The organism is Kosakonia sp. H02, assembly GCA_030704225.1.
In the GTDB taxonomy this organism is placed as follows: domain Bacteria; phylum Pseudomonadota; class Gammaproteobacteria; order Enterobacterales; family Enterobacteriaceae; genus Kosakonia.
On sequence record CP131915.1, the window covers coordinates 2,294,965 to 2,320,208 of the forward strand.

Below are 25,244 nucleotides of genomic sequence, written 5' to 3' on the forward strand. Positions count from 1 at the left end.
GATAAACATCATGCATTCGAACTGCTGGCCTTTAATCTCTATTTCGACGTGCGCATCATCACATTATTAATTCATACGACTTCTACTATTGGCCGTGAAATTAATTGAGATTAACCGGTGATGAACTTAGCAATAATTCATCGCCCGCCCCCTTTTTATTCTGCAAAAACACGCAAAGGAATAATTATGGAAAAGCACTACGTCGGTTCTGAAATAGGTCAATTGCGTAGCGTGATGCTGCACCGCCCGAATTTAAGTCTGAAACGCTTAACACCGTCGAATTGTCAGGAGTTGCTGTTTGACGATGTGTTATCCGTTGAGCGCGCCGGTGAAGAGCATGATGTATTCGCAAACACGCTGCGCGAGCAGGGTGTGGAGGTCCTGCTGTTAACCGATCTTCTGACACAAACCCTTGATATAGCAGAAGCCAAAGCCTGGTTATTAGAGGTGCAAATCTCGGATTATCGCCTTGGGCCAGCCTTCGCCGCAGACGTGCGCGGCTGGCTGGCGGATATGTCTCACCGCGAGCTGGCCCGGCGACTGAGTGGCGGTCTGACCTACGGCGAAATTCCGGCATTTATTAAAAATATGGTCGTCGATACCCACACGGCGAATGATTTTATTATGAAGCCGCTGCCCAATCATTTATTTACCCGGGATACCTCGTGCTGGATATATAACGGCGTGTCGATTAATCCGATGGCAAAACCGGCCCGCCAGCGTGAAACCAATAATCTGCGCGCGATATATCGCTGGCACCCCGCCTTCGCCGATGGCGAATTTATTAAATACTTCGGCGACGAAAATATTAATTATGACCACGCCACCTTAGAAGGCGGCGATGTATTAGTGCTTGGCCGTGGCGCGGTATTAATTGGCCTCTCTGAACGTACCACGCCGCAGGGCGTTGAATTCCTGGCAACCAGCCTGTTCAAACACCGCCAGGCCGAGCGCGTGGTGGTGGTTGAGCTGCCAAAACACCGCTCCTGTATGCATCTCGACACCGTGATGACCCATATCGATCTTGATACCTTCTCGGTCTATCCCGAAGTTGTCCGCCAGGATGCGCACTGCTGGACGCTGACCCCGGACGGGCGCGGCGGCCTGCAACGCACTCAGGAAACCGACTTACTGCACGCCATTGAGAAAGCGCTCGGCATTGATCAGGTGCGCCTTATCACCACCGGCGGCGACGCCTTCGAAGCCGAACGCGAACAGTGGAACGATGCTAACAACGTGCTCACCCTGCGCCCTGGCGTGGTAGTGGGCTACGAGCGCAACACCTGGACCAACGAAAAATACGACAAAGCCGGGATAACCGTGCTGCCAATACCGGGCGATGAACTGGGGCGCGGGCGCGGCGGCGCACGCTGCATGAGCTGCCCGCTGGAACGCGACGGCATTTAAAGGAGCCAACATGGAAAGAAAACCCACCCTGGTTGTCGCCCTCGGCGGCAATGCGCTGCTCAAACGCGGTGAGCCGCTGGAAGCCAGCCTTCAACGCCAGAACATTGAACTGGCGGCGCGCACTATCGCCGGGCTGACCGCGCAGTGGCGCGTGGTGCTGGTGCACGGCAACGGGCCGCAGGTCGGTCTGCTGGCGCTGCAAAACAGCGCCTACGACAAAGTGACGCCCTACCCGCTCGACATTCTCGGTGCTGAAAGCCAGGGAATGATCGGCTACATGCTGCAACAGGCGCTGAAAAACAGCCTGCCGCAGCGGGAAGTGAGCGTGCTACTGACGCAAGTGGAAGTCGACCCCGCCGATCCGGCCTTCAGCAACCCGACCAAATACATCGGCCCGGTCTACAGCGACGCGCAGGCCCAGGCGCTCAAACAGGAAAAAGGCTGGCTATTCAAGGCCGACGGCCCCTATTTCCGCCGCGTCGTTCCCTCCCCGCAGCCAAAACGCATTATCGAAAGTGACGCCATTCGCGCCCTGATCGCCCGCGATCATCTGGTGATTTGCAATGGCGGTGGCGGCGTGCCGGTGGTGGAAAACGCCAGCGGTTACCACGGTATCGAAGCGGTTATCGACAAAGATCTCTCCGCAGCACTGTTAGCGCGGCAGATAGAAGCAGACGCCCTGCTGATCCTGACCGATGCCGACGCGGTATACCTCGACTGGGGAAAACCGACGCAGCGCCCGCTCGCGCAGGTCACGCCGGAAATGCTACGCGGTATGCAGTTTGACGCCGGTTCGATGGGGCCGAAAGTCGCCGCCTGCCGCCAGTTTGTCGAAACCTGCCACGGCATCGCCGGGATCGGCGCGCTGGCCGATGGCCCGGCCATTCTTGCCGGGGACAAAGGCACTCTGATTCGTCATTGATTTCAAAAGGAAGACCTTATGAGCATCAACCTGAAAAAACGTAACTTTCTCAAACTGCTGGACTACACCCCGGCGGAGATCCAGTACCTGATCGATCTTGCGATCCAGCTTAAAGCCGACAAAAAAGCCGGGCGCGAGAAACAAACTCTGACAGGCAAAAACATCGCGCTGATTTTTGAGAAAACCTCCACCCGCACCCGCTGCGCCTTTGAAGTTGGCGCGTTCGATCAGGGTGCGCAGGTGACCTATCTCGGCCCGGTCGGTTCGCAAATTGGTCACAAAGAGTCGATGAAAGACACCGCCCGCGTGCTGGGTCGCATGTATGACGGCATCGAATACCGCGGCTACGGCCAGCAGATTGTGGAAGAGCTGGGTGAATACGCGGGCGTGCCGGTGTGGAACGGCTTAACCAACGAGTTTCACCCGACACAAATCCTGGCCGACCTGATGACCATGCTGGAGCACGCGCCGGGCAAAGGGCTGGCGGATCTCGCTTTCGCTTATCTGGGCGATGCGCGCAACAACATGGGCAACTCACTGATGGTGGGCGCGGCGAAAATGGGCATGGATATCCGCCTGGTCGCACCGAAATCGTTCTGGCCGGAAGAGGCGCTCGTTGCACAGTGCCGCGCCATCGCCAGTAAAACCGGCGCACGCATCATGCTCACTGAAGATGTAGAAGAAGGCGTGCGGGGTGTCGATTTTCTCTACACCGATGTCTGGGTGTCGATGGGCGAGCCGAAAGAGGCCTGGTCAACGCGCGTCAGCCTGATGAAACCCTACCAGGTTAACGGTGCGGTGGTGAAAGCTACCGGCAACCCGAACGTCAAATTTATGCACTGCCTGCCCGCCTTTCATAACGAGCACACCAAAGTCGGCAGCGAAATCGAGATGGCGTACGGGCTAAAAGGGCTGGAAGTGACCGAAGAGGTCTTCGAATCGCCCAACTCTATTGTTTTTGACGAAGCCGAAAACCGGATGCACACCATCAAAGCGGTCATGGTGGCAACACTCGGCGTCTAACCACCTCCCCGGCGCATCACGGGGTGCGCCGGGTTCAAGGAGCACAACATGGGCAAGTTCAAATTTCCTTCCGCTTACACCATTCTCTTTTTGTTGATTGCCATTGTGGCGGCTCTAAGCTGGGTGATCCCCGCCGGGCAGTACCAGATGGCAATGAACGAAGCCCTCGGTAAAGAGGTGCCGGTGGCGGGAACCTATACGCACGTCGCCGCGCATCCGCAGGGCATTATTGCGGTGCTGATGGCCCCGATCGGCGGTCTTTACGATCCTGATACCGGCCAGGCTGGCGCCATCGACGTGGCGCTGTTTGTACTGATCATCGGCGGCTTTCTGGGCATCGTCGGCAAAACCGGGGCGATCGATGCCGGGATCGCGCGCGTTACTGCACGTTTGCGCGGGCGCGAAGAGTGGATGATCCCGATCCTGATGGCGCTGTTTGCCGCAGGCGGCACCATCTACGGCATGGCGGAAGAGTCTCTGCCATTCTACACCCTGCTGGTGCCGGTGATGCTGGCCGCCCGTTTTGATCCGGTGGTCGCCGCGTCCACCGTGCTGCTCGGCGCGGGGATCGGCACACTGGGTTCCACTATCAACCCGTTTGCGACAGTGATCGCCGCCAACGCCGCCGGGATCCCTTTTACTCATGGCATCGGTCTGCGCGTGGCGCTGCTGGTGATCGGCTGGGTTATTTGCGTTGCCTGGGTGATGCACTATGCGCGCAAAGTGCGGGCTAACCCGGCGCTCTCGATCGTTGCCGACAAAGCGGAGGAGGATCGCGCCTATTTTCTTGGCAATACCTCCCCGGACATGCTGGTGTTCACCCCGGTACGCAAAGTGATTTTGCTGATTTTCGCGCTGGCGTTTGCGGTGATGATTTACGGCGTGGCGGTGCTCGGCTGGTGGATGGCGCAGATCTCGGCGGTGTTTCTGGCGAGCGCCATTATTGTCGGCTTGATAGCCCGCATGAGCGAAGAAGAACTGACCTCAACATTTATTAACGGCGCGCGCGATTTGCTGGGCGTCGCGCTGATTATCGGCATTGCTCGCGGTATCGTGGTGATCATGGATAAAGGTATGATTACTCATACTATTTTGCACAGCGCCGAGAATGCGGTCAGCGGGTTATCCACCATCGTATTTATTAACGTTATGTACTGGCTGGAAGTGGTGCTGTCGTTTCTTGTGCCGTCGTCATCCGGGCTTGCAGTGCTGACGATGCCGATCATGGCACCGCTGGCCGACTTCGCTAACGTCAACCGCGATCTGGTGGTGACTGCGTATCAATCTGCCTCCGGTCTCGTCAACCTGGTCACGCCAACCTCCGCCGTGGTGATGGGCGGGTTAGCCATCGCTCATGTTCCTTATGTGCGTTACCTGAAATGGGTGGCTCCGCTGTTGGCTCTCCTGACAATCGTGATTATGGCGGCGCTGAGTTTAGGCACCCTGCTGTAAACGCTGGCTTATCCGGCCTGCGGCAGGGGTAATTCAGACATCACAGATGGGAATGAAGCGATGAAAGAGTACGGAGATTATTCACCGAAAGAGCAGCTCCAGTTGGCGGTCTGCCAACACCTGATTAGCGAAAAAAGTTATCTTTCGCAGGAAGCAATCCGCCGTGATTTGCAGGATCACGGCTTTGACACCATCAGCCAGTCGACCGTCTCCCGTCTGTTGAAACTGCTCGGCGTCATAAAAATACGCAACGCCAAGGGCCATAAAATCTATTCGCTCAATCCGCAGTCGCGCCCGGCACCCGACGCCGCCCGCATGGTGTCGGAAATGGTCATCAGCGTGGAGCACAACAACGAATTTATCCTTATTCACACCGTAGCGGGATATGGCCGCGCGGTGGCGCGCATTCTGGATTACCACCAGATGCCGGAAATCCTCGGCGTGGTCGCGGGCAGCAGTATTGTCTGGGTCGCGCCCCGGGTAGTGAAGCACACGGCGCTGGTGCATAAGAAAATTAGTTATCTACTTAGAACGCATTAATATTCAAAGAGAACCGTTTGCTCTGCGTAAAATGTGCATCAATCGCTTGATCCACAAAAACAGCTGCGTATAATCCGGGACAATTTGCCGGGAGGAAGCATGGTCCAGTGTGTACGAGAATCTCTCTTACCGCGTCTGAAAAAGGGCGCAGGCCTGCCGTTTTCCGTTCCCGTTGCTTACCTATTCCACAGCCCCTCTATTGAGGGGCTTTTTTTTGCGCAGTCGTCAGGAGATAACCATGGCTAACCCGCTATATCAGAAACATATCATTTCCATAAACGATCTCAGCCGCGAAGAACTTGAACTGGTGCTCAACACGGCGGCACGTCTGAAGGCCAACCCACAGCCGGAGCTGCTTAAACATAAAGTGATCGCCAGTTGCTTCTTTGAAGCCTCCACCCGCACGCGGTTGTCGTTTGAAACTTCCATGCACCGCCTCGGCGCGAGCGTGGTCGGTTTTTCCGACAGTAGCAACACATCGCTCGGTAAAAAGGGCGAAACGCTGGCGGATACCATTTCGGTGATCAGCACCTATGTGGATGCGATTGTGATGCGCCATCCGCAAGAGGGCGCGGCGCGTCTGGCGACGGAGTTCTCTGGCGGCATTCCGGTGCTTAACGCCGGTGACGGCGCAAACCAGCACCCGACACAAACCCTGCTGGATCTGTTCACCATTCAGGAAACGCAAGGCCGCCTGGAAAACCTGCATATCGCCATGGTCGGCGACCTGAAATATGGCCGTACCGTGCACTCGCTGGCGCAGGCACTGGCAAAATTCAGCGGTAACCGTTTCTACTTTATCGCCCCGGACGCGCTGGCGATGCCGCAGTACATTCTCGATATGCTTGATGAGAAAGGCATCGCCTGGAGTGCGCACGCCAGCATTGAAGAGGTGATGGCAGAAGTGGATATTCTGTATATGACGCGCGTGCAGAAAGAGCGCCTGGATCCGTCGGAATACGCCAACGTGAAAGCGCAGTTTGTATTGCGCGCCGCTGACCTGGCTGGCGCACGCAGCAATATGAAAGTGCTGCACCCGTTACCGCGCGTCGATGAGATAACCACCGATGTGGATAAAACGCCGCACGCCTGGTATTTCCAGCAGGCTGGAAACGGTATTTTCGCTCGCCAGGCACTGCTGGCGCTGGTTCTGAATCGCGATTTGGCTCTGTGAAGGGGAAACGACAATGACTCATGATAATAAACTGCAAGTCGAAGCCATCAAACGCGGCACCGTGATTGACCATATTCCGGCCCGTGTCGGGTTTAAACTGCTGACGCTGTTCAAATTGACGGAAACCGACCAGCGCATCACCATCGGTCTGAACCTGCCATCCGGTGAAATGGGCCGTAAGGATCTGATCAAGATTGAGAACACGTTTCTCACCGACGAACAAGTCAACCAGCTTGCTCTGTATGCGCCGCGCGCCACGGTCAATCGTATTGATGATTACGAAGTGGTGGGGAAATCCCGCCCGAGCCTGCCGGAGCGCATTAATGGCGTGCTGGTGTGCCCGAACAGCAACTGCATCAGCCATGCAGAGCCGGTGTCGTCCAGTTTTGCAGTGAAACAACGCGAAAATGATATCGCATTGAAGTGCAAATATTGTGAAAAAGAGTTCTCGCACCATGTGGTGCTGGCTAACTAATTGCGGTTTGTAATGGCTGGTGCCCTCCCTATAATGGGTCGGCATCTTATTACCGCAGATTACAGGAGTGATTATGACCAAAGTTATCGCCACGGAAAACGCGCCAGCCGCTATCGGCCCTTATGTTCAGGCTGTCGATCTCGGCAACATGATCCTGACCTCTGGTCAGATCCCGGTGGATCCGAAAACCGGCAGCGTGCCGGAAGAGATTGCCGCCCAGGCGCGTCAGTCGCTGGACAACGTGAAAGCAATCGTTGAAGCCGCCGGGCTGAAAGTGGGCGACATCGTGAAAACCACCGTTTTCGTGAAAGATCTCAACGATTTCGCCACCGTTAATGCTACCTACGAAGCCTTTTTCACCGAGCACAACGCCTCTTTCCCGGCGCGCTCCTGCGTGGAAGTGGCGCGTCTGCCAAAAGACGTGAAAATCGAAATCGAAGCTATCGCCGTGCGTCGTTAAGCAAAACGCCTGATGGCGGCTGCGCCTTATCAGGCCTACAACCCCGTAGGCCCGATAAGCATAGCGCCATCGGGCAACAGCGCCTTTGTAGGCCCGATAAGCGTAGCGCCATCGGGCGATCATCATCTACTGGTTCACCGTCGCGCGCAGCAGTTTCTCCAGCGGATAGACCGCCGCGATCACCACTTCATCCTGAACTTGCGCCGCCTGATCCAGTTCGCGCTGAATAGCGCTAATTTCCCCGTCATCCAGCGTGCCCTGGCGCGCCACCAAATCGGTCAACCGCAGGCCAATCGACGCCAGCTTATCAACTTCCTGAATCACCGGCTTCATCGCTTTTAACTGATAATTGCTGTCGCAAAGCGCCAGCGCGTCACTGGTGTTGTTTTGCCAGCGGTTAAACACATGACGCAACGCCCCGGCGCTGGCACTGTCTTCCGCATCGCTGATTAACCTATCCGCCCACTGGTTCATCTGGCGCACGGTGGGACTTTCCGCAAACAACGCATCGGCAAAGCGATTAAGGGGTTCGAACTGGTGATAATTCCCCGCCTGAAACTTCACATGCTGGCGTGTGTAATAGTGGGCTGGCTCTATCGCCTGGGCGAGGATTTGCAGCGGCACAGTATCCGCATTGTTCGCCAGTCGCGTGAACTGCACCTGCTGCTGGCTGTGTTGTTGCAGGCCAACCGACACCGTCGACCAGCTATCTATCGCCTGCAAACGCGCATACATATTCTCGCTGTCGTTGACATCCTGCGCCGACCACAACCGCTCTGCCACGGCAAAGGCACGCGGCCACAATTTGATATCCAGCACCGACGCAACTACGTTTTCCGCCCATAGCGCGGCTTCTCCGCCGAGCAAATTTGCCTGCTGGCTGGCGTCCGGCACCACCGGCGCGATACCTTTCGGCACCTCATTCAACCGCGCGCCGCTAATCGGATAACGCACGTTGCCGAGCAGGAAATAACCGCTGAGTTTATCGTCGGTAAGGGTCACCACCGGGCGGGTTTCGCCCATCCAGGTATCGACACTAAATGTCACCTGGCTGTCGCTGCGCCAGTCGATCTTCTGCACCGCCCGGCGGGATTTGCCGTTGAAATCAATAAACCCGCGCCAGCCGCTCTCGCCTTTGACCAGCGTAAAACTGCCCGCAACCGGGCTGCCTTTCAGGCGCGGCATCGAAAACGACCAGCTCTGTGCGCTGTCGTTATCGGCAATCACATCCACGTTGTTTACGCCCTGCGGCACGATCTCATTGCGGTAGTGATACGCGGTGTACTGCGGTTGATCGAGATAAAAACCGGTGGAGAGAATGCCTTTATAGCCCTGCTTTGCCACCTCGCCGAGCGCATCCTGCCCCTGCCAGGACTGGATCAGAATGCTTTTTGGCAGATCCGGGTGGAAGATCTCATCCCAGCCGACCATCTGGCGGTGGTGTTTTTCAAGGATCGTTTCGAGCTTGCGGTTGAAATACGCCTGCAACGCATGGCTATCAGCAAGTTGGTGATCGCGCATAAATCGCTGGATAGCGGAGTTATTTTTCCACTGCGTATCGTCCACTTCATCGCCGCCGATGTGCAGGTACGCATCCGGGAAGATCGCCGCCAGTTCGCTGACCATCGCCTCTGCAAAGGCGTAAGTCGCCTCTTTTGTGGGATCAAGCACCGGTTTCAGCACGCCCCAGTGGCGCTCCATCGAATACGGCCCTGGCGCGCTGAGCAATTCCGGGTAGGCCACGGCAATCGCCGACGCATGTCCCGGCATGTCGATTTCCGGCACCACGCGAATACCGCGCTCGGTGGCATAGCGCACGACATCCCGCATTTGCGTTTCGGTGTAAAAAAGCCCGTCGCTGGCAAGCTGTGTCAGTTTGGGGTAGCGCTTCGAGGCAAAACGCCAGCCCTGATCGTCGGTTAAATGCCAGTGCAGCACGTTCAGTTTTGCCGCCGCCATGCCGTCAATCTGGCGTTTGATATCCTCAATCGGCACGAAATGACGGGCCGAATCGAGTAGCAGCCCACGCCACGGGAAGCGCGGCGAATCGTTAATGGTGACCCACGGTAAGACGCTATTTTCCGTAGTGTTCTGGATAAGCTGGAGCAGCGTTTCCATTCCGCGCAGTGCGCCAAAGCGGGTATTTGCCGCGATACGCACACCATTGGCATCGATTGTCAGCTTATAGCTTTCATCGCTATCGAGTGTGGGCAGCGGCGCCACTTTTTGCGCAATGGTGATGCTGATGGTGGCGTTTTGCACATCATCGGCCTGCGGTTGCAGCGTCCAGCCGGTTTGCAGGGCAATGCGCTGGCGCAAGCGGCTTACCGCCTCACCCAAATCGTCACCGCTAACGCTAACCGAGAGTTGATTATTCAGCACCAGCGCGCCCTGGCTCGCCGGCCGTTCGACACTTGCAGGCCAGGGCATTAACGGAAGGTCGCCAGCGGGTGCGGCAAGGGCAGAAGTGCCGAGCAGTAGCCCGGCAGTTAAGAGGCTGTAACGTAACATGAATGTTCCTTAGAGGCGGCGGCAAACGAGGCAAAACATTCAGGTAACATGCGCATTTTTTAGCGTCAAGCACACCGCCCGACGGCGATCACAACTTCTTGTTTTTAAGAGGATCTCCCGGTCAACATTGCCGCATAACCCGTCGCTTATCGGGCCGACATCAACCATACCGGCGGTAATAAAATCCTTTCACCCATTGGGTCAGCGTCATATAACTCGCCAGGATCGCCACCAGCCACGGGAAATAACCGGGCGGCAACGCCTGCAATTGCAAGTAACCCGCCAGCGGTGAAAACGGCAGCGCAATGCCAACGCACATCACCATCAGCGTCATCGCCATCAGCGGCCAGGCCGCACGGCTTTGAATAAACGGCACCCGGCGGGTGCGGATCATATGCACAATCAGCGTTTGCGACAGCAGCCCCACCACAAACCAGCCGGACTGAAACAGGGTTTGCGCTTCCGGCACATTGGCATTAAACACCCACCACATCACGCAAAACGTCACGATATCGAAAATGGAGCTGATCGGGCCAAAGAAGATCATAAACCGCCCCAGATCCGCCGGGTTCCAGCGCTGCGGTTTGGCGACCTGCTCCTCATCGACGTTATCAAACGGGATCGCCACCTGAGAGACATCGTAAACCAGGTTCTGGATCAGCAAATGCAGCGGCAACATCGGCAGAAACGGTAAGAACGCGCTCGCCACCAGCACACTGAACACATTGCCGAAGTTAGAACTGGCGGTAATTTTGATGTATTTCAGCATATTGGCGAACGTACGCCGCCCTTCGATAACACCGTGCTCCAGCACCATCAGGCTCTTTTCCAGCAGGATGATATCCGCCGCTTCACGGGCGATATCCACTGCGCCATCCACGGAAATGCCAATATCCGCCGCGCGCAGCGCCGGGGCGTCGTTAATGCCGTCGCCCATAAAACCCACCACATGTCCTTCGCGTTTCAGTAAGCGCACAATGCGCTCTTTATGCATCGGCGTCAGGCGGGCAAACAGGGTGATATGTTTCGCCCTCTGCGCTAATTCATCGTCGCTCAGGTGCTCAAGCTCGCTGCCGGTAAGCGTATCTCCAATATCCAGCCCCACGTCATGGCATACTTTCGCGGCCACGACTTCGCTATCGCCGGTGAGGATTTTGACGATTATACCACTGGCTTTTAGCGCTTTAAGCGCCGGTGCGGTGCTCTCTTTCGGCGGATCAAGAAAGGCGATGTAGCCTTCGAGGATCAGATCCGATTCATCAACACGCTGATAATCGCCGCTGCGCGCAGGCAGATATTTGCTGGCGACCGCCACCACCCGCAGCCCCTGGCGGTTGAGCGTGCTGGTGACGCGCGTAATGCGCCGCAGCATGGTGTCATCCAGCGGAATAATCTCGCCATTGAAACGCACCTGCGAGCAGACGCTGAGCATTTCCGTCAGCGCGCCTTTGCAAATCAACTGATGCGCGCCCGCTGCCTGCGCTACCACCACCGACATGCGGCGGCGCTCAAAATCAAAGGGGATTTCATCCACTTTGCGCCATGTCGCGGCAAGGGTTTGTGCCATGTCGGCCTCGACACTCTCCAGCACGGCGGTATCAAGCAGGTTTTTCAACCCGGTCTGGTAATGGCTGTTCAGCCACGCGCAGTGCAACACCGCGTCGCTCACCTTCCCGCTAATATCCGTATGCGTTTCCAGCACAATTTTATCCTGCGTCAGCGTGCCGGTTTTATCGGTGCAGAGAATATCCATCGCGCCGAAGTTCTGAATGGCATCCAGATGTTTCACGATGACTTTCTGTTTTGACAGTTTTACCGCGCCACGGGCCAGTGTTGAGGTGACAATCATCGGCAGCATTTCCGGTGTCAGTCCCACGGCAACCGAGAGGGAAAACAGCGCCGCTTCCCACCAGTCGCCTTTGGTAAAGCCGTTAATGAGCAGCACGATCGGCGTCATGACCAGCATAAAGCGGATGAGCAACAAGCTGACGCGGCTGATGCCTTTCTGGAAGGCGTTGGGCTCGCTTTCCTGTTCGCTGACGCGCCCGGCCAGTTGCCCGAACCAGGTATTGCCGCCGGTGGCAATCACCAGCGCCTGCGCCGTGCCGCTCACCACATTGGTGCCCATAAAACAGAGGGTGTCGCACTCCAGCGGGTTGCGCTGTGCCGCCTGGCGGGTGCAGGCGGCTTTTTCTACCGGCAGAGATTCCCCGGTGAGGGACGCCTGGGCGACAAACAGATCCCGCGCCTGCATGAGGCGCAAATCGGCAGGGATCATATCGCCAGCGGCCAGTTTGACGATATCGCCCGGCACCAGTTGGTCGATAGGCATATCGCACCAGCCATTTTCACCCTTCTCATTCACCACCCGCAGCACGGTGGCGGTGTTGCTGACCATCGCTTTTAATGCGTCTGCCGCTTTGGTCGAGCGGGCTTCTTGCAGGAAATTCAGCAGCGTGGAAATAGCCACCATCAGCGCTATCACCCCGGCGGCAAACAGATCTTCCGACGCATAAGAAATTGCGCCCAGCACGGTGAGCAGCAAGTTAAATGGGTTGCGGTAACAGAGCCACAGATGCACCCACCAGGGAGACGGCTTTTGCGCCGGGATGCGGTTTTCGCCGTGCGTTTCGCGTGCCAGTGCAACCTCCTGCGCATTAAGCCCTTCCGGGTGGCTATTGAAGGTTTGCCACAGGGCGTCCTGCTCCATCGCCGCGATAGCCAGGCAGCGTTCGCTCAGCGACGCGGGGATGTCGCCATGAGCGGTGGCGTGTACGTCAGGAAGCGGATCGCGCTGCACCAGGCGGCGCGGCAAGTGGCGGTTCAGGCGAGCGAAAAGCTGCCGGGTCATGTTCAGCATAAGAAGTCCTTGCCTTGATTGCGGGCGCGCCAAAGCCGCGCCAGCGGGCGGTTTAGTTAAGCAGGGACGAAAAAGACGTCGCTGCCTTACGCATCCGGTAAGGCAGCAAAAGCAGGCTTACCGGAAAGAGTGTCTCCGTCGCGGGAGAGGGGTGGGATCGGGATCCATGTCGCCTCCGGTAAGATTTGGAAAGTGAATGATTACGCGGCGGTATCATAGCCGCGTCGGATTAAACCGAACGTAAACCAGACTTTACTCATTGCTGTTACTCCTGATTCAGGACAACACTCCCTCACTCTGCCAACCCTCCTCGTAAGGATCAGGACGGACCCATGCAAAACCGGCTAACCATCAAAGACATTGCGCGTTTAAGCGGCGTGGGGAAATCCACCGTTTCCCGCGTGCTGAATAATGAAAGCGGCGTCAGCCCGCTCACCCGCGAGCGCGTGGAAGCGGTGGTGAATCAGCATGGGTTTTCCCCTTCCCGTTCCGCGCGCGCTATGCGCGGCCAGAGCGATAAAGTGGTGGCGATTATTGTGACGCGGCTGGATTCTCGCTCGGAAAATCTGGCGGTGCAAACCATGCTGCCGGCCTTCTATGAGCAGGGTTACGATCCGATCATGATGGAGAGCCAGTTTAAACCGGAGCTGGTGGGGGAACATTTGCGGATGCTGAGCCAGCGCAATATCGACGGCGTGGTGCTGTTTGGTTTTACCGGCCTCACCCAGGAGCGGCTCGCCGCCTGGCACGCTTCGCTGGTGCTGCTTGCGCGCGACGCCAGCGGTTTTTCCTCGGTCTGTTATGACGATGAGGGCGCCATCCATTTATTGATGGAGACACTGTATGCGCAGGGTCATCGCCAGATTAGCTTTCTGGGCGTGCCGCACAGCGACATCACCACGGGCAAGCGCCGCCATGAAGCCTACCTGGCGTTCTGCCAGCAGCGTCAGCTTGCCCCGCGTTCCGTGCTGCCCGGCCTTGGTATGAAGCAGGGCTATGAGCATGTCGCCGATGTCCTGACGCCCGGTACCACCGCGTTGCTGTGCGCCTCCGATAGCCTTGCCCTGGGGGCGAGCAAATATTTACAGGCGCAACGCATTGAACATCTTCAGCTTGCCAGCGTTGGCAACACGCCGCTTATCACCTTCCTGCACCCGGAAATCATCACGGTCGATCCTGGCTATGGCGAGGCGGGTCGCCAGGCGGCAGCGCAATTAATCACGCAGATTGGTGGACGCACCACGCCGCGCCAGATTGTGATCCCCGCCCGGCTGGTTTAACCCGGCTTCGCAGCGAAACAGCAAACATAACCTTGCTGTTTTTGTTGCATTTTTAAGCAGAATGAAAAGACGCGATTTTATATTTCTCCTGAATGCCCGCCCGCCCTGCGATCAGATTTTTACATTGTTCTGAGTCAATAAAAACGTAAACATGTTTGATGCAAATCACTATATATAGAATTTAGAATGCACCCCGGCCCTATATGTTGTATTAATCGCCTATTATTTACACAAGCCAACCGCCATAAGCGCAATTTGCTCTGTGGATAATACGGGCCAAACCAGGACGAACACATTGGTTTTAGTAATGAATAACCCGCCAGTTTGCGCGTCCTTTATTGTGGATAACCTGTTTTCTAAAATGGAGTGATCATGACACCGCATGTGATGAAACGAGATGGCTGTAAAGTGCCTTTCAACTCAGCGCGCATCCAGGAAGCTATCCTGCGTGCGGCTCAAGCAGCGGGAGTCGATGACGCAGACTATTGCGCCACCGTCGCAGAAGTGATTAGTGGTCAAATGCAGGGCCGTTCTCAGGTCGATATCAGCGAAATCCAGACCGCTGTTGAAAACCAGTTGATGTCCGGGCCGTACAAACAACTGGCGCGCGCCTACATTGAATATCGCCATGACCGCGATATCTCGCGTGAAAAACGGGGCCGTCTGAACCAGGAGATTCGCGGGCTGGTTGAGCAGACTAACTCGGCGCTACTGAACGAGAACGCCAACAAAGACAGTAAAGTGATCCCCACACAGCGCGATCTGCTGGCGGGTATCGTCGCCAAACACTACGCCCGCCAGCATCTGCTGCCGCGCGATGTGGTGCAAGCCCATGAACGTGGTGAGATCCACTATCACGATCTCGACTATTCGCCGTTCTTCCCGATGTTCAACTGTATGCTGATCGACCTGAAAGGCATGTTGACCCACGGGTTTAAGATGGGCAACGCCGAGATTGAGCCGCCTAAATCGATCTCCACCGCCACCGCCGTGACCGCGCAGATTATCGCTCAGGTCGCCAGCCATATTTATGGTGGCACCACCATCAACCGTATTGATGAAGTGCTGGCCCCGTTTGTTACCGCCAGCTTCGAAAAACATCGCAAAGTGGCAGCCGAATGGCAGATCCCGGACGCCGACAGCTATGCCCACACCCGCACCGAGAAAGAGTGCTACGACGCGTTCCAGTCGCTGGAATATGAAGTCAACACACTGCACACCGCCAACGGCCAGACGCCGTTTGTCACCTTCGGTTTTGGTCTCGGCACCAGTTGGGAATCGCGCCTGATTCAGCAATCGATTCTGCGTAACCGCATTGCGGGGCTGGGTAAAAACCGCAAAACGGCAGTGTTCCCGAAACTGGTGTTCGCCATCCGCGACGGGCTGAACCATAAGTTCAGCGATCCGAACTACGACATCAAACAACTGGCGCTGGAGTGCGCGAGCAAGCGCATGTACCCGGATATCCTGAATTACGATCAGGTCGTAAAAGTGACCGGTTCGTTTAAAACGCCGATGGGTTGCCGCAGCTTCCTCGGTGTGTATGAAGAGAATGGCGAAATGGTACACGACGGGCGTAATAACCTTGGCGTGATCAGCCTGAACTTGCCGCGTATCGCGCTGGAAGCGAAAGGTAATGAAGCGGCGTTCTGGAAACTGCTGGATAGCCGCCTGCAACTGGCGCGTAAAGCATTGATGACCCGCATCGCCCGCCTGGAAGGGGTAAAAGCGCGTGTTGCGCCGATCCTCTATATGGAAGGGGCCTGCGGCGTGCGCCTGAAAGCCGATGATGACATCGCGCCGATCTTTAAAAACGGCCGCGCGTCGATTTCGTTGGGCTATATCGGCATTCACGAAACTATTAATGCGCTCTCGGGTAATAAGCACATCTACGACAGCGAAGAACTGCGCGCGAAAGGCGTGGCGATTGTTGAGCGTTTGCGCCAGGCGGTGGATTTGTGGAAAGAGGAGACCGGCTACGGTTTCAGCCTTTACAGCACACCGAGCGAGAACCTGTGCGACCGCTTCTGCCGTATCGATACTGCCGATTTTGGCGTGGTCGAAGGCGTGACCGATAAAGGGTATTACACCAACAGCTTCCACCTCGACGTGGAGAAAAAGGTTAACCCGTACGACAAAATCGATTTCGAAGCGCCGTATCCGCCATTAGCCAGCGGCGGGTTCATCTGCTATGGCGAGTATCCGAACATTCAGCACAACCTGCGCGCGCTGGAAGATGTGTGGGATTATAGCTATCAGCATGTGCCGTATTACGGCACCAATACGCCGATCGATGAATGTTATGAATGCGGTTTTACCGGCGAGTTCGAGTGCACCAGTAAAGGCTTTACCTGCCCGAAATGCGGCAACCACGACGCCACGCGTGTCTCCGTGACCCGCCGCGTGTGCGGTTATCTCGGCAGCCCGGATGCACGCCCGTTTAACGCCGGTAAGCAGGAAGAGGTGAAACGCCGCGTGAAACATTTGGGTAACGGGCAGATTGGTTAAGTATGGATTTGCCCGATGGCGCTACGCTTATCGGGCCTACGGGTATTGTGTAGGCCGGATAAGGCGCAGCCGCCATCCGGCAATGGCTAAAGAATATGAGATACCACCAGTACTACCCTGTCGACATTGTGAACGGCCCTGGGACTCGCTGCACGCTGTTCGTTTCCGGCTGCGTGCACGAATGCCCAGGCTGCTACAACAAAAGCACCTGGCGGCTGAACTCCGGCGAGCCGTTTACTCAAGAAATGGAAGATCGCATCATCGCCGATCTCAACGATACGCGAATCAAACGCCAGGGCATCTCCCTTTCCGGCGGCGATCCGCTACATCCGCAAAACGTGCCGGATATTTTAAAACTGGTCACCCGCATTCGCGCCGAATGCCCCGGCAAAGATATCTGGGTGTGGACCGGCTACAAAATCGATGAACTGAACGCCGCACAACAGGAAATCGTCGCGCTGATCAACGTGCTGATCGACGGCAAATTCGTCCAGGATCTCAAAGACCCGATGCTTATCTGGCGCGGCAGCAGCAACCAGGTTGTGCACCATTTGCGCTGATAAATGACAGCCGTTTGCTGGAGTCTTGATAATTTTCTGAACAGCCATCCTGGGATGGCCGTCGTGTCATCGCTTAAACCTGCGTCATTCCGCCATCAACACAGATTTCTGCACCTGCAATATAGCGGCTCTCATCACTTGCAAGGAAAAATGCAGCGTTTGCGACCTCTTCAGGCTGGGCCATCCTGCCCAGTGGTATTGTGCTCGTTAATACGTTACGCACCTCCTCAGACGCTGCGGCCATCATGTCAGTGTCTACAGGACCGGGCGCGACAACGTTAACACGGATGCCGCGCGTGGCAAGTTCACGTGTCCAGGTGCGGGCAAAAGAGCGCAGTGCGGCTTTGCTGGCCGAATAAACGCCATATCCTCGCGTGCCGATAACATCAGCAATTGAACCGATCAGTACGACACTGCTGCCGGGTTTCATCAGAGGCAATGCTGCCTGCAAGGCAAAGACGGGGGAGCGAACATTCAGGCCAAAAGTCTGGTCAAAATGCGGCTCATTTATCTCTTCAAGCGTGGCGTATTCCGACATGCCAGCATTGATGACCAATATATCTATCTGACCCGATTGCTCTGAAATGGTCTGCATTATACGGTTCAGTTCATTCTTCTGACTGACATCTGCCCGCAGTGGCATAGCGATCCCTGATATTTTGCTTTTGGCTGCCTCAAGTTCTTCTTCTCGTCGCGAAGTGAACCAGGTGATTGCCCCCTCGGTGGCTAAACGCTGGCTGATAGCCAGCCCAATCCCTTTAGCGCCACCAAGAACCACCGCGACTTTTTTCTCAATTTTGCCCATCTGATTTCTCCGGTTTAGGTCGAAAACAGATGATATAAAAACTATACTTAATATCAATTACGCACTTTCACCATACCAAATATAACTGGATATATCGCTATGAAAGAAAATAACGACAACTGCATGACAGATATAGGAAAAACCCGACCGGTGTTAGAAAACATCACCAATAAATGGTCGATATTAATTCTCACGGTGTTGTGTACTGAACCTGCCCGATTCAATGAAATTCGCAGACGCCTGGATGGGATTACCCATAAGGCTCTCGCAGATGCGCTGAAACGGCTGGAGCGAAACGGTTTAGTCACTCGTCACGTTCTGCCTACTTCTCCGGTGAGTGTGGAATACACTATTACGCCGCTGGCGCAGTCACTACAGCAGCCTTTTGTTGCGCTGGCGAATTGGGCGCTGGAATTCGGTCCGGCTATGGAATTAGCGCAGGCTGAGTACGATCGTGCTCATGCAGCTAAAGCGTGCGCGGAGTAATACTTTGCTCACATCCGGCGCGCGCCGGAAACTTTTTTTTACGTGTCAAGTCAAACGTAGACTGCTTCAAAAAAATTGTCGTATTTGTTATATTGTTGCTCATTGCTTACTCACCTCTGCGGTGCCAAAAAGAACAAGATTCACCGCAACCCAGGACACTAAAATGTTAGATTACCGCTTCCCGACAGCTTTGCAGATGGTTCTCAGCGTAGCGATGGCGGAGCAATCGGGTGAACGTTCGACGAGTGCGATTCTGGCCTACGGTCTGGAAGCTAATCCGAGCTTTATCCGTAAATTAATGGTTCCTCTCACGCGTGACGGCATTATCGTCTCAACGCTTGGCCGCAACGGTTCTATTCATCTTGGTCGTCCGGCGGAGCAGATCACCCTGCGCGATATCTACATTTCTGTAATAGAAGATAAAAAACTGTGGGCGTCACGCCCCGACATACCGGCTCGCTGCGTGGTCAGCGCCAACGCGTGCTGGTACTTCAAATCTATTGCTGATGAAGCGGAGCAGGCTTCGTTAGAGGTGTTAGCTCGCCATACCGTGGCAAGCGCGCTGGAAGAAGTCAAAAAAGCCGATACCAGCGGGTGCGATCCGGTACCTGAAATGGATGCCCTGTATAAAAAAGCGCATTAATTATTTTCTTATTGCGAAAAAAAACCGCCTTCACAGTGAAGGCGGTTTTTTTATTATCTGCAAAAACTTACGCTGGCAAAACGTCCCTTACCGGTTTGCCGCGCATAACGAATTTACGCAGCGTAACGTAAAACACCGGCGTCAGGAACAGACCAAACAGCGTCACACCCAGCATACCGGAGAACACCGTGATCCCCGTGACGCCGCGCACTTCTGCGCCCGCGCCGTGGCCGAGGATCAGCGGGATCGTCCCGGCAATAAAGGCGATGGAAGTCATAACAATCGGGCGTAAACGCAGGCGACAAGCCTCCAGCGCCGCTTCGATGATCCCTTTCCCCTGGATTTCCAGCTCGCGGGCAAACTCAACGATCAGAATCGCGTTTTTACAGGCCAGCCCCATCAGTACCACCAGACCAACCTGCACGAACACGTTGTTATCGCCACCGGTCAGCCAGACGCCAAACAGCGCGGACAGCATCGTCATCGGGACGATAAGGATCACCGCCAGCGGCAGCGTCCAGCTTTCATACAGCGCCGCCAGCACCAGGAACGCCAGCAGCACCGCGACCGGGAAGACGATCAGCGCCGTATTGCCCTGAGTGGCCTGCTGGAAGCTCAGATCCGTCCATTCAATATTCATCCCATTCGGCAGGATCTGCTTAGACATCCCATCCAGTTGCGTCATCGCCTGCGAGGAAGAGAGTACGCGCGGATCGGCATCGCCAATGAGATCCGCCGCCGGATAACCATTGTAGCGAATCACCGGATCCGGCCCGTAGGTGGTACTGATATTCACCATACTGCCGATCGGCACCATTTCGCCCTGATTATTACGGGTGCGCAAATTCGCGATATCTTCCACGCTGTCGCGAAATGCCCCGTCGGCCTGCGCCATCACGCGCCAGGTACGCCCGAACTGGTTAAAATCGTTCACATAAGACGATCCCAGATAGGTTTGCAGCGTACCGAAAAGATCGGTCAACGACACGCCCTGCGCTTTCGCCTTATCACGATCGACCTGTACATCCAGTTGCGGAACGTTAGCCTGGTAAGTTGAGATAGGGAAATGCATCCCCGGCGTTTGCATAATCGCACCGGACATCGTGTTCACCGCGTTTTGCAGCGCGCCATAGCCAAGACCGGCGCGATCCTGGATGTACAGCGAATAACCAGACCCCTGACCCAGCCCTAAAATCGGCGGCGGCAAAATGGAGAAACCAAAGCCCTGCTGGATTTGCGCGATTTTAGCGTTGATTTCAGCGTTAATTTCCGCTGCAGAATGTTTACGCTGGTCGAACGGTTTCAGGCCAAAAAAAACCGTCCCGGTATTCGGCGTGTTAGTGAACTGCAACGCATTAAGCCCAGGGAAGGCTACCGCGTAATCCACACCTTCGGTATTCATACCGATTTCGCTCATTTTGCGGATCACCGCATCGGTGCGTGCCAGCGAAGAGCCTTCCGGCATTTTCACGCCGCCAATCAAATACAGCTTATCCTGAGTAGGAATAAACCCGCCGGGTACGGCTTTAAACATGACGCCAGCGGCACAGAGCAGCAGCACATAAACCGCAAACACCGCGCCACGTCGTCCGAGCGTTTTGCCAACCAGCCCCTGATAGCCGTTCGAGCTACGGTGGAAAAAGCGGTTAAACGGACGGAAAAGCCAACCGAACAGACGATCAATAAGCCGGGTCGGGAAGTCTTTCGGTGCACCGTGCGGCTTTAACAGCAGGGCAGCCAGCGCCGGAGAGAGCGTCAGCGAGTTGATGGCGGAGATCACCGTCGAAATCGCAATAGTCACCGCAAACTGTTTGTAGAACTGACCGGTTACTCCGGAGAGAAACGCCATCGGTACGAACACCGCGCACAGCACCAGCGCAATAGCGATAATCGGCCCGGAAACTTCACGCATCGCCTGATGCGCCGCCTGAAGGGGAGCAAGCCCCTCTTCGATATTTCGCTCGACGTTTTCCACCACCACGATGGCGTCGTCCACAACGATACCGATAGCCAATACCAGCCCGAACAAACTCAAGGTATTAAGCGAAAAGCCAAGCAGGTAGAGAATGCTGAACGTGCCCACGACCGATACCGGCACCGCGATCAGCGGAATAATCGACGCGCGCCAGGTTTGCAGAAACAGAATCACGACCAGTACAACCAGCACCACCGCTTCCAGCAGCGTCTGCACTACCGCGCGAATGGAATCACGTACAAAAACCGTCGGATCGTAAGGTGCCGCCCATTTCATATCTTCCGGGAAACGCGTGGACAGTTCGTCCATTTTAGCGCGCACCGCGTTAGACAAATCAATGGCGTTCGCCCCCGGGGACTGGAAGATACCAATCCCGACCGCGTCTTTATTATTAAGCTGGGAACGCAGCGCATAGCTGCCAGAACCCATTTCTATACGCGCCACGTCGCGCAGGCGTACCAGCGAGCCGTCTTGCGCGGTTTTCAGAATGATATTGCCAAACTCTTCTTCCGTGTGCAGACGGCCCTGGGCGTTAATTGAGATCAGGAAATCGCTCTCTTTCGGCAGCGGCTCGGCGCCAAGCTGCCCGGCGGAAACCTGTACGTTTTGCTCCTGCATCGCCGTCACCACATCCGAGGCAGTCAACCCGCGCGCCGCCACCTTATTGGGATCCAGCCAGACGCGCATCGCGTATTCGCCCGCGCCAAAAATCTGAATCTGGCCGACGCCGGGCAGACGCGCCAGTTCATCCTTCACTTTTAGCGTGGCGTAGTTACGCATATACAGGGAATCGTATTTACCGCCGGGCGAAAACAGATGCACCACCAGAGTCAGCGTTGGCGACTGTTTCTGGGTGGTGATGCCCAAACGCCGCACATCTTCCGGCAGACGCGCCTCGGCTTGTGATACCCGGTTTTGCACCTGAACCTGCGCCTGATCGGGGTCTGTACCCGGGCGGAAAGTTACGGTGGTCACCAGCACGCCGTCGGAGCCTGCGACAGATTTCATGTACATCATGTTTTCAACGCCGTTGATCGCTTCTTCCAGCGGCGTCGCCACGGTCTCTGCAATCACTTTCGGGTTGGCACCTGGGTACTCCGCGCGCACCTGCACGCTTGGCGGTACGACGTCAGGATATTCGCTGACCGGCAACAGCGGGATAGCGATTAATCCTGTGACAAAAATCAGAATCGACAGCACCGCGGCGAAAATCGGCCTGTCGATAAAAAAGCGGGAAAAGTCCATGTGTCGGATTCTCAGGTAAGGGATCAGTTGAGGGCGGTGCTGGCGGTCATGGCAACGGTTTTCGCGTTAACCGGCATACCCGGCATAAACACCTTTTGTAAACCATCGACGATGACTTTATCGCCAGGGTTCAGCCCCTGCTGCACGATGCGTAAACCAGCGGCCAGACGCCCCGGCGTAATATCGCGACGCTGCGCTTTACCTTCTTTATCAACGATATACACATATTTTCGATCCTGATCGGTCAGCACCGCTTTGTCGTCGATAAGCGTGGCTTTGAATTCAGCGCTGCCCGGCAGGCGTACGCGGGCAAAGAGTCCCGGCGTGAACTGACGCTGTGCGTTATCCAACAGCGCGCGCATACGGATAGTGCCAGTACTCGGCGTTAACTGATTATCAAGGAAATCCACCTTGCCCTGATGGGGGTAGCCCTCCTCGCCAACAAGGCCAATCTCAACCGGTAGCGCCAGGTGATTACTGGACGCCCCTTGCCCGCTGCGGGCGAGATTTTGATAGTGGAGGTAGGTCGACTCATCCACGTCAAAGTAGACGTAAACTGTCTTCTGCGAGACCAGCGTGGTGAGCACGCTGGCGCTGTCGCCCGCGGTGACCAGATTCCCGCTGGTGATCAACGCACGGCTGGCGCGGCCATCGATAGGCGCGGTCACTTTGGTGAAATCCAGGTTAAGTTGCGCGGCATCAACCGCCGCCTGCGCTGCGCGAATGTCGGCCTGCGCCTGGGCGGCGGCCGAACGGCGCTGCTCCCACTCTTCACGGGAAACTACGTTGGTATTAACTAATTTATCGGTACGGCTAGCTTCACTTCGCGCCAGACTGGCCTGCGTTTTGGCTCTCGTCAACGTCGCCTGCGCCTGTTCCAGCGCGGCGCGATAGGTTCTGTCATCAATCGTGAACAGCACCTCGCCCTTTTTCACCTCCTGGCCGTCGGTGTAATTCACTTTGTCAATGTAGCCAGAGACGCGGGGGCGTAGCTGAACACTTTCCACCGCTTCAATCCGTCCGTTAAAGCTATCCCACTGACTAATGGATTTCACTACCACGTCAGCGGCGCTGACGGCGGGAGCCTGTGGCGCGGCGTTTTGCGCGACACCGTCATCGCACCCGACGAGCAGTACGGAGAGTAACATCACTCCCAGCGCATTCAGCCGAAAGTTAACCCAAGGTTTTTGCAGGCTCATTATTTTTATTCCGGTAGTTGTAGCCGCCGGGCAAGACGCAGCGGGAGACGCCGCGCCACTTCCTTTGTCCGGGCGGGCTGTAGGCCATTTGTGTCGTTCATCGCCACAAAACTGTAACAGTTGCACATACACTATCGCGGCGATTGTAGGGAGGCGCTAAATTTAGTGCAAGAATAATTGATACACTTTATGTGCTGTTTCAGTCACAGGCAAAAGACGCGTTTCCGGCAAGGGTTTAAATGCAACAATAAAACTTGCAATTAATGCAAAAGCGGGCCACCTTAAATGCAACAGAAAAAGATGCTTTTTAATAAACGGCGACGGGGGAGACAAGATGAACACGGGCGCATTTATTCACGATTTACTCGACTGGATCGACAACAACCTTGAAAGCCGTCTGGACATTAACACCGTTTCCAGGCGAGCCGGCTATTCGAAATGGCACCTTCAGCGGATATTCAAAGAACATACTGGCTATCGTCTCGCCGAGTATATTCGCGCGCAAAAGCTGCAAAAATCCGTCGAGCGCTTAACCCAAACCGACGAACCGATTTTGAACGTGGCGATCGCGTTGGGCTTTGACTCCCAGCAGTCCTTCAACCGCAGCTTCAAGCGTCAGTATGGCCAGGCACCCGGCGCATGGCGCCGCAGTATCGGCTGCCCTGGAACGCAGCAATTACGCCAGCAATCCACATAATCCCCTTTCAGTGTGACGATATATATACGGACGCTGAATGAATCGGCGGAACAGCAAAGCTTTTCTGCATGCGTTTCACCTCTTCGGCAGGCGGCAGGCCGAAGAGACGTTTGAACTCGCGGTTAAATTGCGACGGGCTTTCATAGCCGACGGCGTAACTCGCAGCGGCGGCGGTTACCTGCTGGCGCACCATCAACATCCGCGCCTGGTGTAAACGCACCGATTTTACATACTGCATCGGCGGCATCTGGGTTATCCCTTTGAAATGGCTATGAAACGTCGGCACGCTCATTCCGGCTTCCCTCGCCAGTTGCGTCAGATTTAACGGCTCAGCGTAAGTGGCATGAATGCGCCGCAGCACTTTGCCGATTTTGCCAAACTGCCCCTGTAAGGCCAGCGCGGCGCGCATCGCGTTGCCCTGCGCACCGGTCAACACGCGAAAATAGAGCTCACGCACCCGCAACGGGCCGAGGATCGCCGCCTCAAGCGGGTTGCTTAGCGCTTCAAGCAAGCGCAGCACGGCGGTTTTTACCGCCTCGTCCATCGGGCTCGACATCATACTTTGCGGCGCGGCGGGCAAATGCGCCACGTCGTGCTGCTCGATTTGCAGCATCAGCTCAGCGGCGAGCTGAAAATCCAGATGCAGATAAATCGCCAGCAGCGGATGGTCCGCCGAGGCATCCGTTTCCATCACAAACGGCACCGGCACCGAAACCGCCAGATAATGCTGCTCGTCATATAAATAGATCTGCTGGCCGAAATAGCCCCGCTTACTGCCCTGACCGACAATCACGATCCCCGGATCGTAAAGCACCGGCGTTCTGGTAAGCGGGCGATCGGAGCGCAAAATACGCACATCTGTAAGCGAAGTCAGGTTGTACCCCTCCTGCGGGGCAAGTGCTTTTAACAACGCAATCATCCTGCTCATCGCGCCACCTCATAAAATCAGGCAATAAAAAGAGAAGATATGGCCTAAAAACCCGGCAGGCCAGAGAATACCATGCAACTTTCATTTTTCATGG

22 protein-coding genes are annotated in these 25,244 nt (G+C 55.8%); 15 read left to right on the top strand and 7 right to left on the bottom strand.

Annotated features, from left to right (window positions below):
* Nucleotides 1-186: 186 nt before the first annotated feature.
* From arcA to Q5705_10895, 5 genes are read left to right on the top strand one after another with little or no spacing between them, the layout of a single operon-like run.
* A complete protein-coding gene (gene arcA, locus Q5705_10875; GenBank protein WLI75112.1) occupies nucleotides 187-1,407 on the top strand; it encodes an arginine deiminase in 1,221 nt (406 codons plus the stop codon).
* A 10-nt stretch (nucleotides 1,408-1,417) separates the two neighbouring features.
* The gene (gene arcC, locus Q5705_10880) at nucleotides 1,418-2,329 is read left to right on the top strand and encodes a carbamate kinase (protein WLI75113.1); all 912 of its coding nucleotides are present in this window, start codon (nucleotides 1,418-1,420) and stop codon (nucleotides 2,327-2,329) included.
* Between the two features lie 18 nt (nucleotides 2,330-2,347).
* Nucleotides 2,348-3,352 carry an ornithine carbamoyltransferase gene (gene argF / locus Q5705_10885; GenBank protein WLI75114.1) on the top strand — a complete coding sequence of 335 codons (1,005 nt, stop codon included), beginning with the start codon at nucleotides 2,348-2,350 and terminating at the stop codon, nucleotides 3,350-3,352.
* Between the two features lie 48 nt (nucleotides 3,353-3,400).
* Nucleotides 3,401-4,804 carry a YfcC family protein gene (locus tag Q5705_10890; protein WLI75115.1) on the top strand — a complete coding sequence of 468 codons (1,404 nt, stop codon included), beginning with the start codon at nucleotides 3,401-3,403 and terminating at the stop codon, nucleotides 4,802-4,804.
* Nucleotides 4,805-4,864: 60 nt separating this feature from the next.
* Nucleotides 4,865-5,344 (top strand): ArgR family transcriptional regulator, encoded by a 480-nt coding sequence (locus Q5705_10895; GenBank protein ID WLI75116.1) that lies wholly within the window; start codon nucleotides 4,865-4,867, stop codon nucleotides 5,342-5,344.
* Nucleotides 5,345-5,347: 3 nt separating this feature from the next.
* Here Q5705_10895 and Q5705_10900 read toward each other — a convergent pair whose 3' ends face one another.
* Entirely contained in the window at nucleotides 5,348-5,452 is a 105-nt protein-coding gene (locus Q5705_10900) for a hypothetical protein (GenBank protein WLI79013.1), read from the bottom strand.
* Between Q5705_10900 and Q5705_10905 the strand changes: the two genes are divergently transcribed.
* From Q5705_10905 to ridA, 4 genes are all read left to right on the top strand, one after another.
* Entirely contained in the window at nucleotides 5,444-5,590 is a 147-nt protein-coding gene (locus tag Q5705_10905) for a pyrBI operon leader peptide (protein ID WLI75117.1), read from the top strand. The two genes, Q5705_10900 and Q5705_10905, sit on opposite strands and share 9 nt — an antisense overlap.
* Complete coding sequence (gene pyrB, locus Q5705_10910; protein WLI75118.1) at nucleotides 5,583-6,518, top strand: aspartate carbamoyltransferase; 936 nt, start codon at nucleotides 5,583-5,585, stop codon at nucleotides 6,516-6,518. Before Q5705_10905 ends, pyrB begins: the two co-directional genes overlap by 8 nt.
* 13 nt (nucleotides 6,519-6,531) lie before the next feature.
* Nucleotides 6,532-6,993 carry an aspartate carbamoyltransferase regulatory subunit gene (gene pyrI, locus Q5705_10915; GenBank protein WLI75119.1) on the top strand — a complete coding sequence of 154 codons (462 nt, stop codon included), beginning with the start codon at nucleotides 6,532-6,534 and terminating at the stop codon, nucleotides 6,991-6,993.
* Nucleotides 6,994-7,066: 73 nt separating this feature from the next.
* On the top strand, nucleotides 7,067-7,453 hold the full coding sequence (gene ridA, locus Q5705_10920) for a 2-iminobutanoate/2-iminopropanoate deaminase (GenBank protein ID WLI75120.1): 387 nt from the start codon (nucleotides 7,067-7,069) through the stop codon (nucleotides 7,451-7,453).
* Nucleotides 7,454-7,579: 126 nt separating this feature from the next.
* Here the strand turns inward: ridA and Q5705_10925 are convergent, their stop codons facing one another.
* Both Q5705_10925 and mgtA read right to left on the bottom strand, forming a co-directional pair.
* Nucleotides 7,580-9,964 carry a family 20 glycosylhydrolase gene (locus tag Q5705_10925; GenBank protein WLI75121.1) on the bottom strand — a complete coding sequence of 795 codons (2,385 nt, stop codon included), beginning with the start codon at nucleotides 9,962-9,964 and terminating at the stop codon, nucleotides 7,580-7,582.
* 160 nt (nucleotides 9,965-10,124) lie between these two features.
* The gene (gene mgtA / locus Q5705_10930; protein WLI79014.1) at nucleotides 10,125-12,815 is read right to left on the bottom strand and encodes a magnesium-translocating P-type ATPase; all 2,691 of its coding nucleotides are present in this window, start codon (nucleotides 12,813-12,815) and stop codon (nucleotides 10,125-10,127) included.
* 341 nt (nucleotides 12,816-13,156) lie between these two features.
* Between mgtA and treR the strand changes: the two genes are divergently transcribed.
* From treR to nrdG, 3 genes are all read left to right on the top strand, one after another.
* On the top strand, nucleotides 13,157-14,104 hold the full coding sequence (gene treR / locus Q5705_10935; GenBank protein WLI75122.1) for a trehalose operon repressor TreR: 948 nt from the start codon (nucleotides 13,157-13,159) through the stop codon (nucleotides 14,102-14,104).
* Between the two features lie 372 nt (nucleotides 14,105-14,476).
* Nucleotides 14,477-16,612, top strand: a complete 2,136-nt coding sequence (gene nrdD / locus Q5705_10940; protein WLI75123.1) for an anaerobic ribonucleoside-triphosphate reductase — start codon at nucleotides 14,477-14,479, stop codon at nucleotides 16,610-16,612.
* Between the two features lie 95 nt (nucleotides 16,613-16,707).
* Entirely contained in the window at nucleotides 16,708-17,172 is a 465-nt protein-coding gene (gene nrdG / locus Q5705_10945) for an anaerobic ribonucleoside-triphosphate reductase-activating protein (GenBank protein ID WLI75124.1), read from the top strand.
* Nucleotides 17,173-17,245: 73 nt separating this feature from the next.
* On the opposite strand, the gene Q5705_10950 is transcribed toward nrdG, so the two are convergent.
* Nucleotides 17,246-17,977: an SDR family oxidoreductase gene (locus Q5705_10950; GenBank protein WLI75125.1), complete on the bottom strand. Its 732-nt coding sequence runs from the start codon at nucleotides 17,975-17,977 to the stop codon at nucleotides 17,246-17,248.
* A 99-nt stretch (nucleotides 17,978-18,076) separates the two neighbouring features.
* Between Q5705_10950 and Q5705_10955 the strand changes: the two genes are divergently transcribed.
* Together Q5705_10955 and Q5705_10960 are read left to right on the top strand one after the other, a co-directional pair.
* Complete coding sequence (locus tag Q5705_10955) at nucleotides 18,077-18,463, top strand: helix-turn-helix domain-containing protein (GenBank protein WLI75126.1); 387 nt, start codon at nucleotides 18,077-18,079, stop codon at nucleotides 18,461-18,463.
* A 163-nt stretch (nucleotides 18,464-18,626) separates the two neighbouring features.
* Complete coding sequence (locus Q5705_10960; GenBank protein WLI75127.1) at nucleotides 18,627-19,106, top strand: Rrf2 family transcriptional regulator; 480 nt, start codon at nucleotides 18,627-18,629, stop codon at nucleotides 19,104-19,106.
* A 67-nt stretch (nucleotides 19,107-19,173) separates the two neighbouring features.
* Here the strand turns inward: Q5705_10960 and oqxB are convergent, their stop codons facing one another.
* Together oqxB and Q5705_10970 are read right to left on the bottom strand one after the other, a co-directional pair.
* Complete coding sequence (oqxB, locus tag Q5705_10965) at nucleotides 19,174-22,326, bottom strand: multidrug efflux RND transporter permease subunit OqxB (protein WLI75128.1); 3,153 nt, start codon at nucleotides 22,324-22,326, stop codon at nucleotides 19,174-19,176.
* A 23-nt stretch (nucleotides 22,327-22,349) separates the two neighbouring features.
* Nucleotides 22,350-23,525, bottom strand: a complete 1,176-nt coding sequence (locus tag Q5705_10970) for an efflux RND transporter periplasmic adaptor subunit (protein WLI75129.1) — start codon at nucleotides 23,523-23,525, stop codon at nucleotides 22,350-22,352.
* A 334-nt stretch (nucleotides 23,526-23,859) separates the two neighbouring features.
* Here Q5705_10970 and Q5705_10975 point away from each other — a divergent pair, with 334 nt between their 5' ends.
* Nucleotides 23,860-24,222, top strand: a complete 363-nt coding sequence (locus tag Q5705_10975; protein WLI75130.1) for a helix-turn-helix domain-containing protein — start codon at nucleotides 23,860-23,862, stop codon at nucleotides 24,220-24,222.
* A gap of 7 nt (nucleotides 24,223-24,229) precedes the next feature.
* Here the strand turns inward: Q5705_10975 and Q5705_10980 are convergent, their stop codons facing one another.
* Nucleotides 24,230-25,150 carry an AraC family transcriptional regulator gene (locus Q5705_10980; GenBank protein WLI75131.1) on the bottom strand — a complete coding sequence of 307 codons (921 nt, stop codon included), beginning with the start codon at nucleotides 25,148-25,150 and terminating at the stop codon, nucleotides 24,230-24,232.
* Between the last annotated feature and the right edge of the window lie 94 nt (nucleotides 25,151-25,244).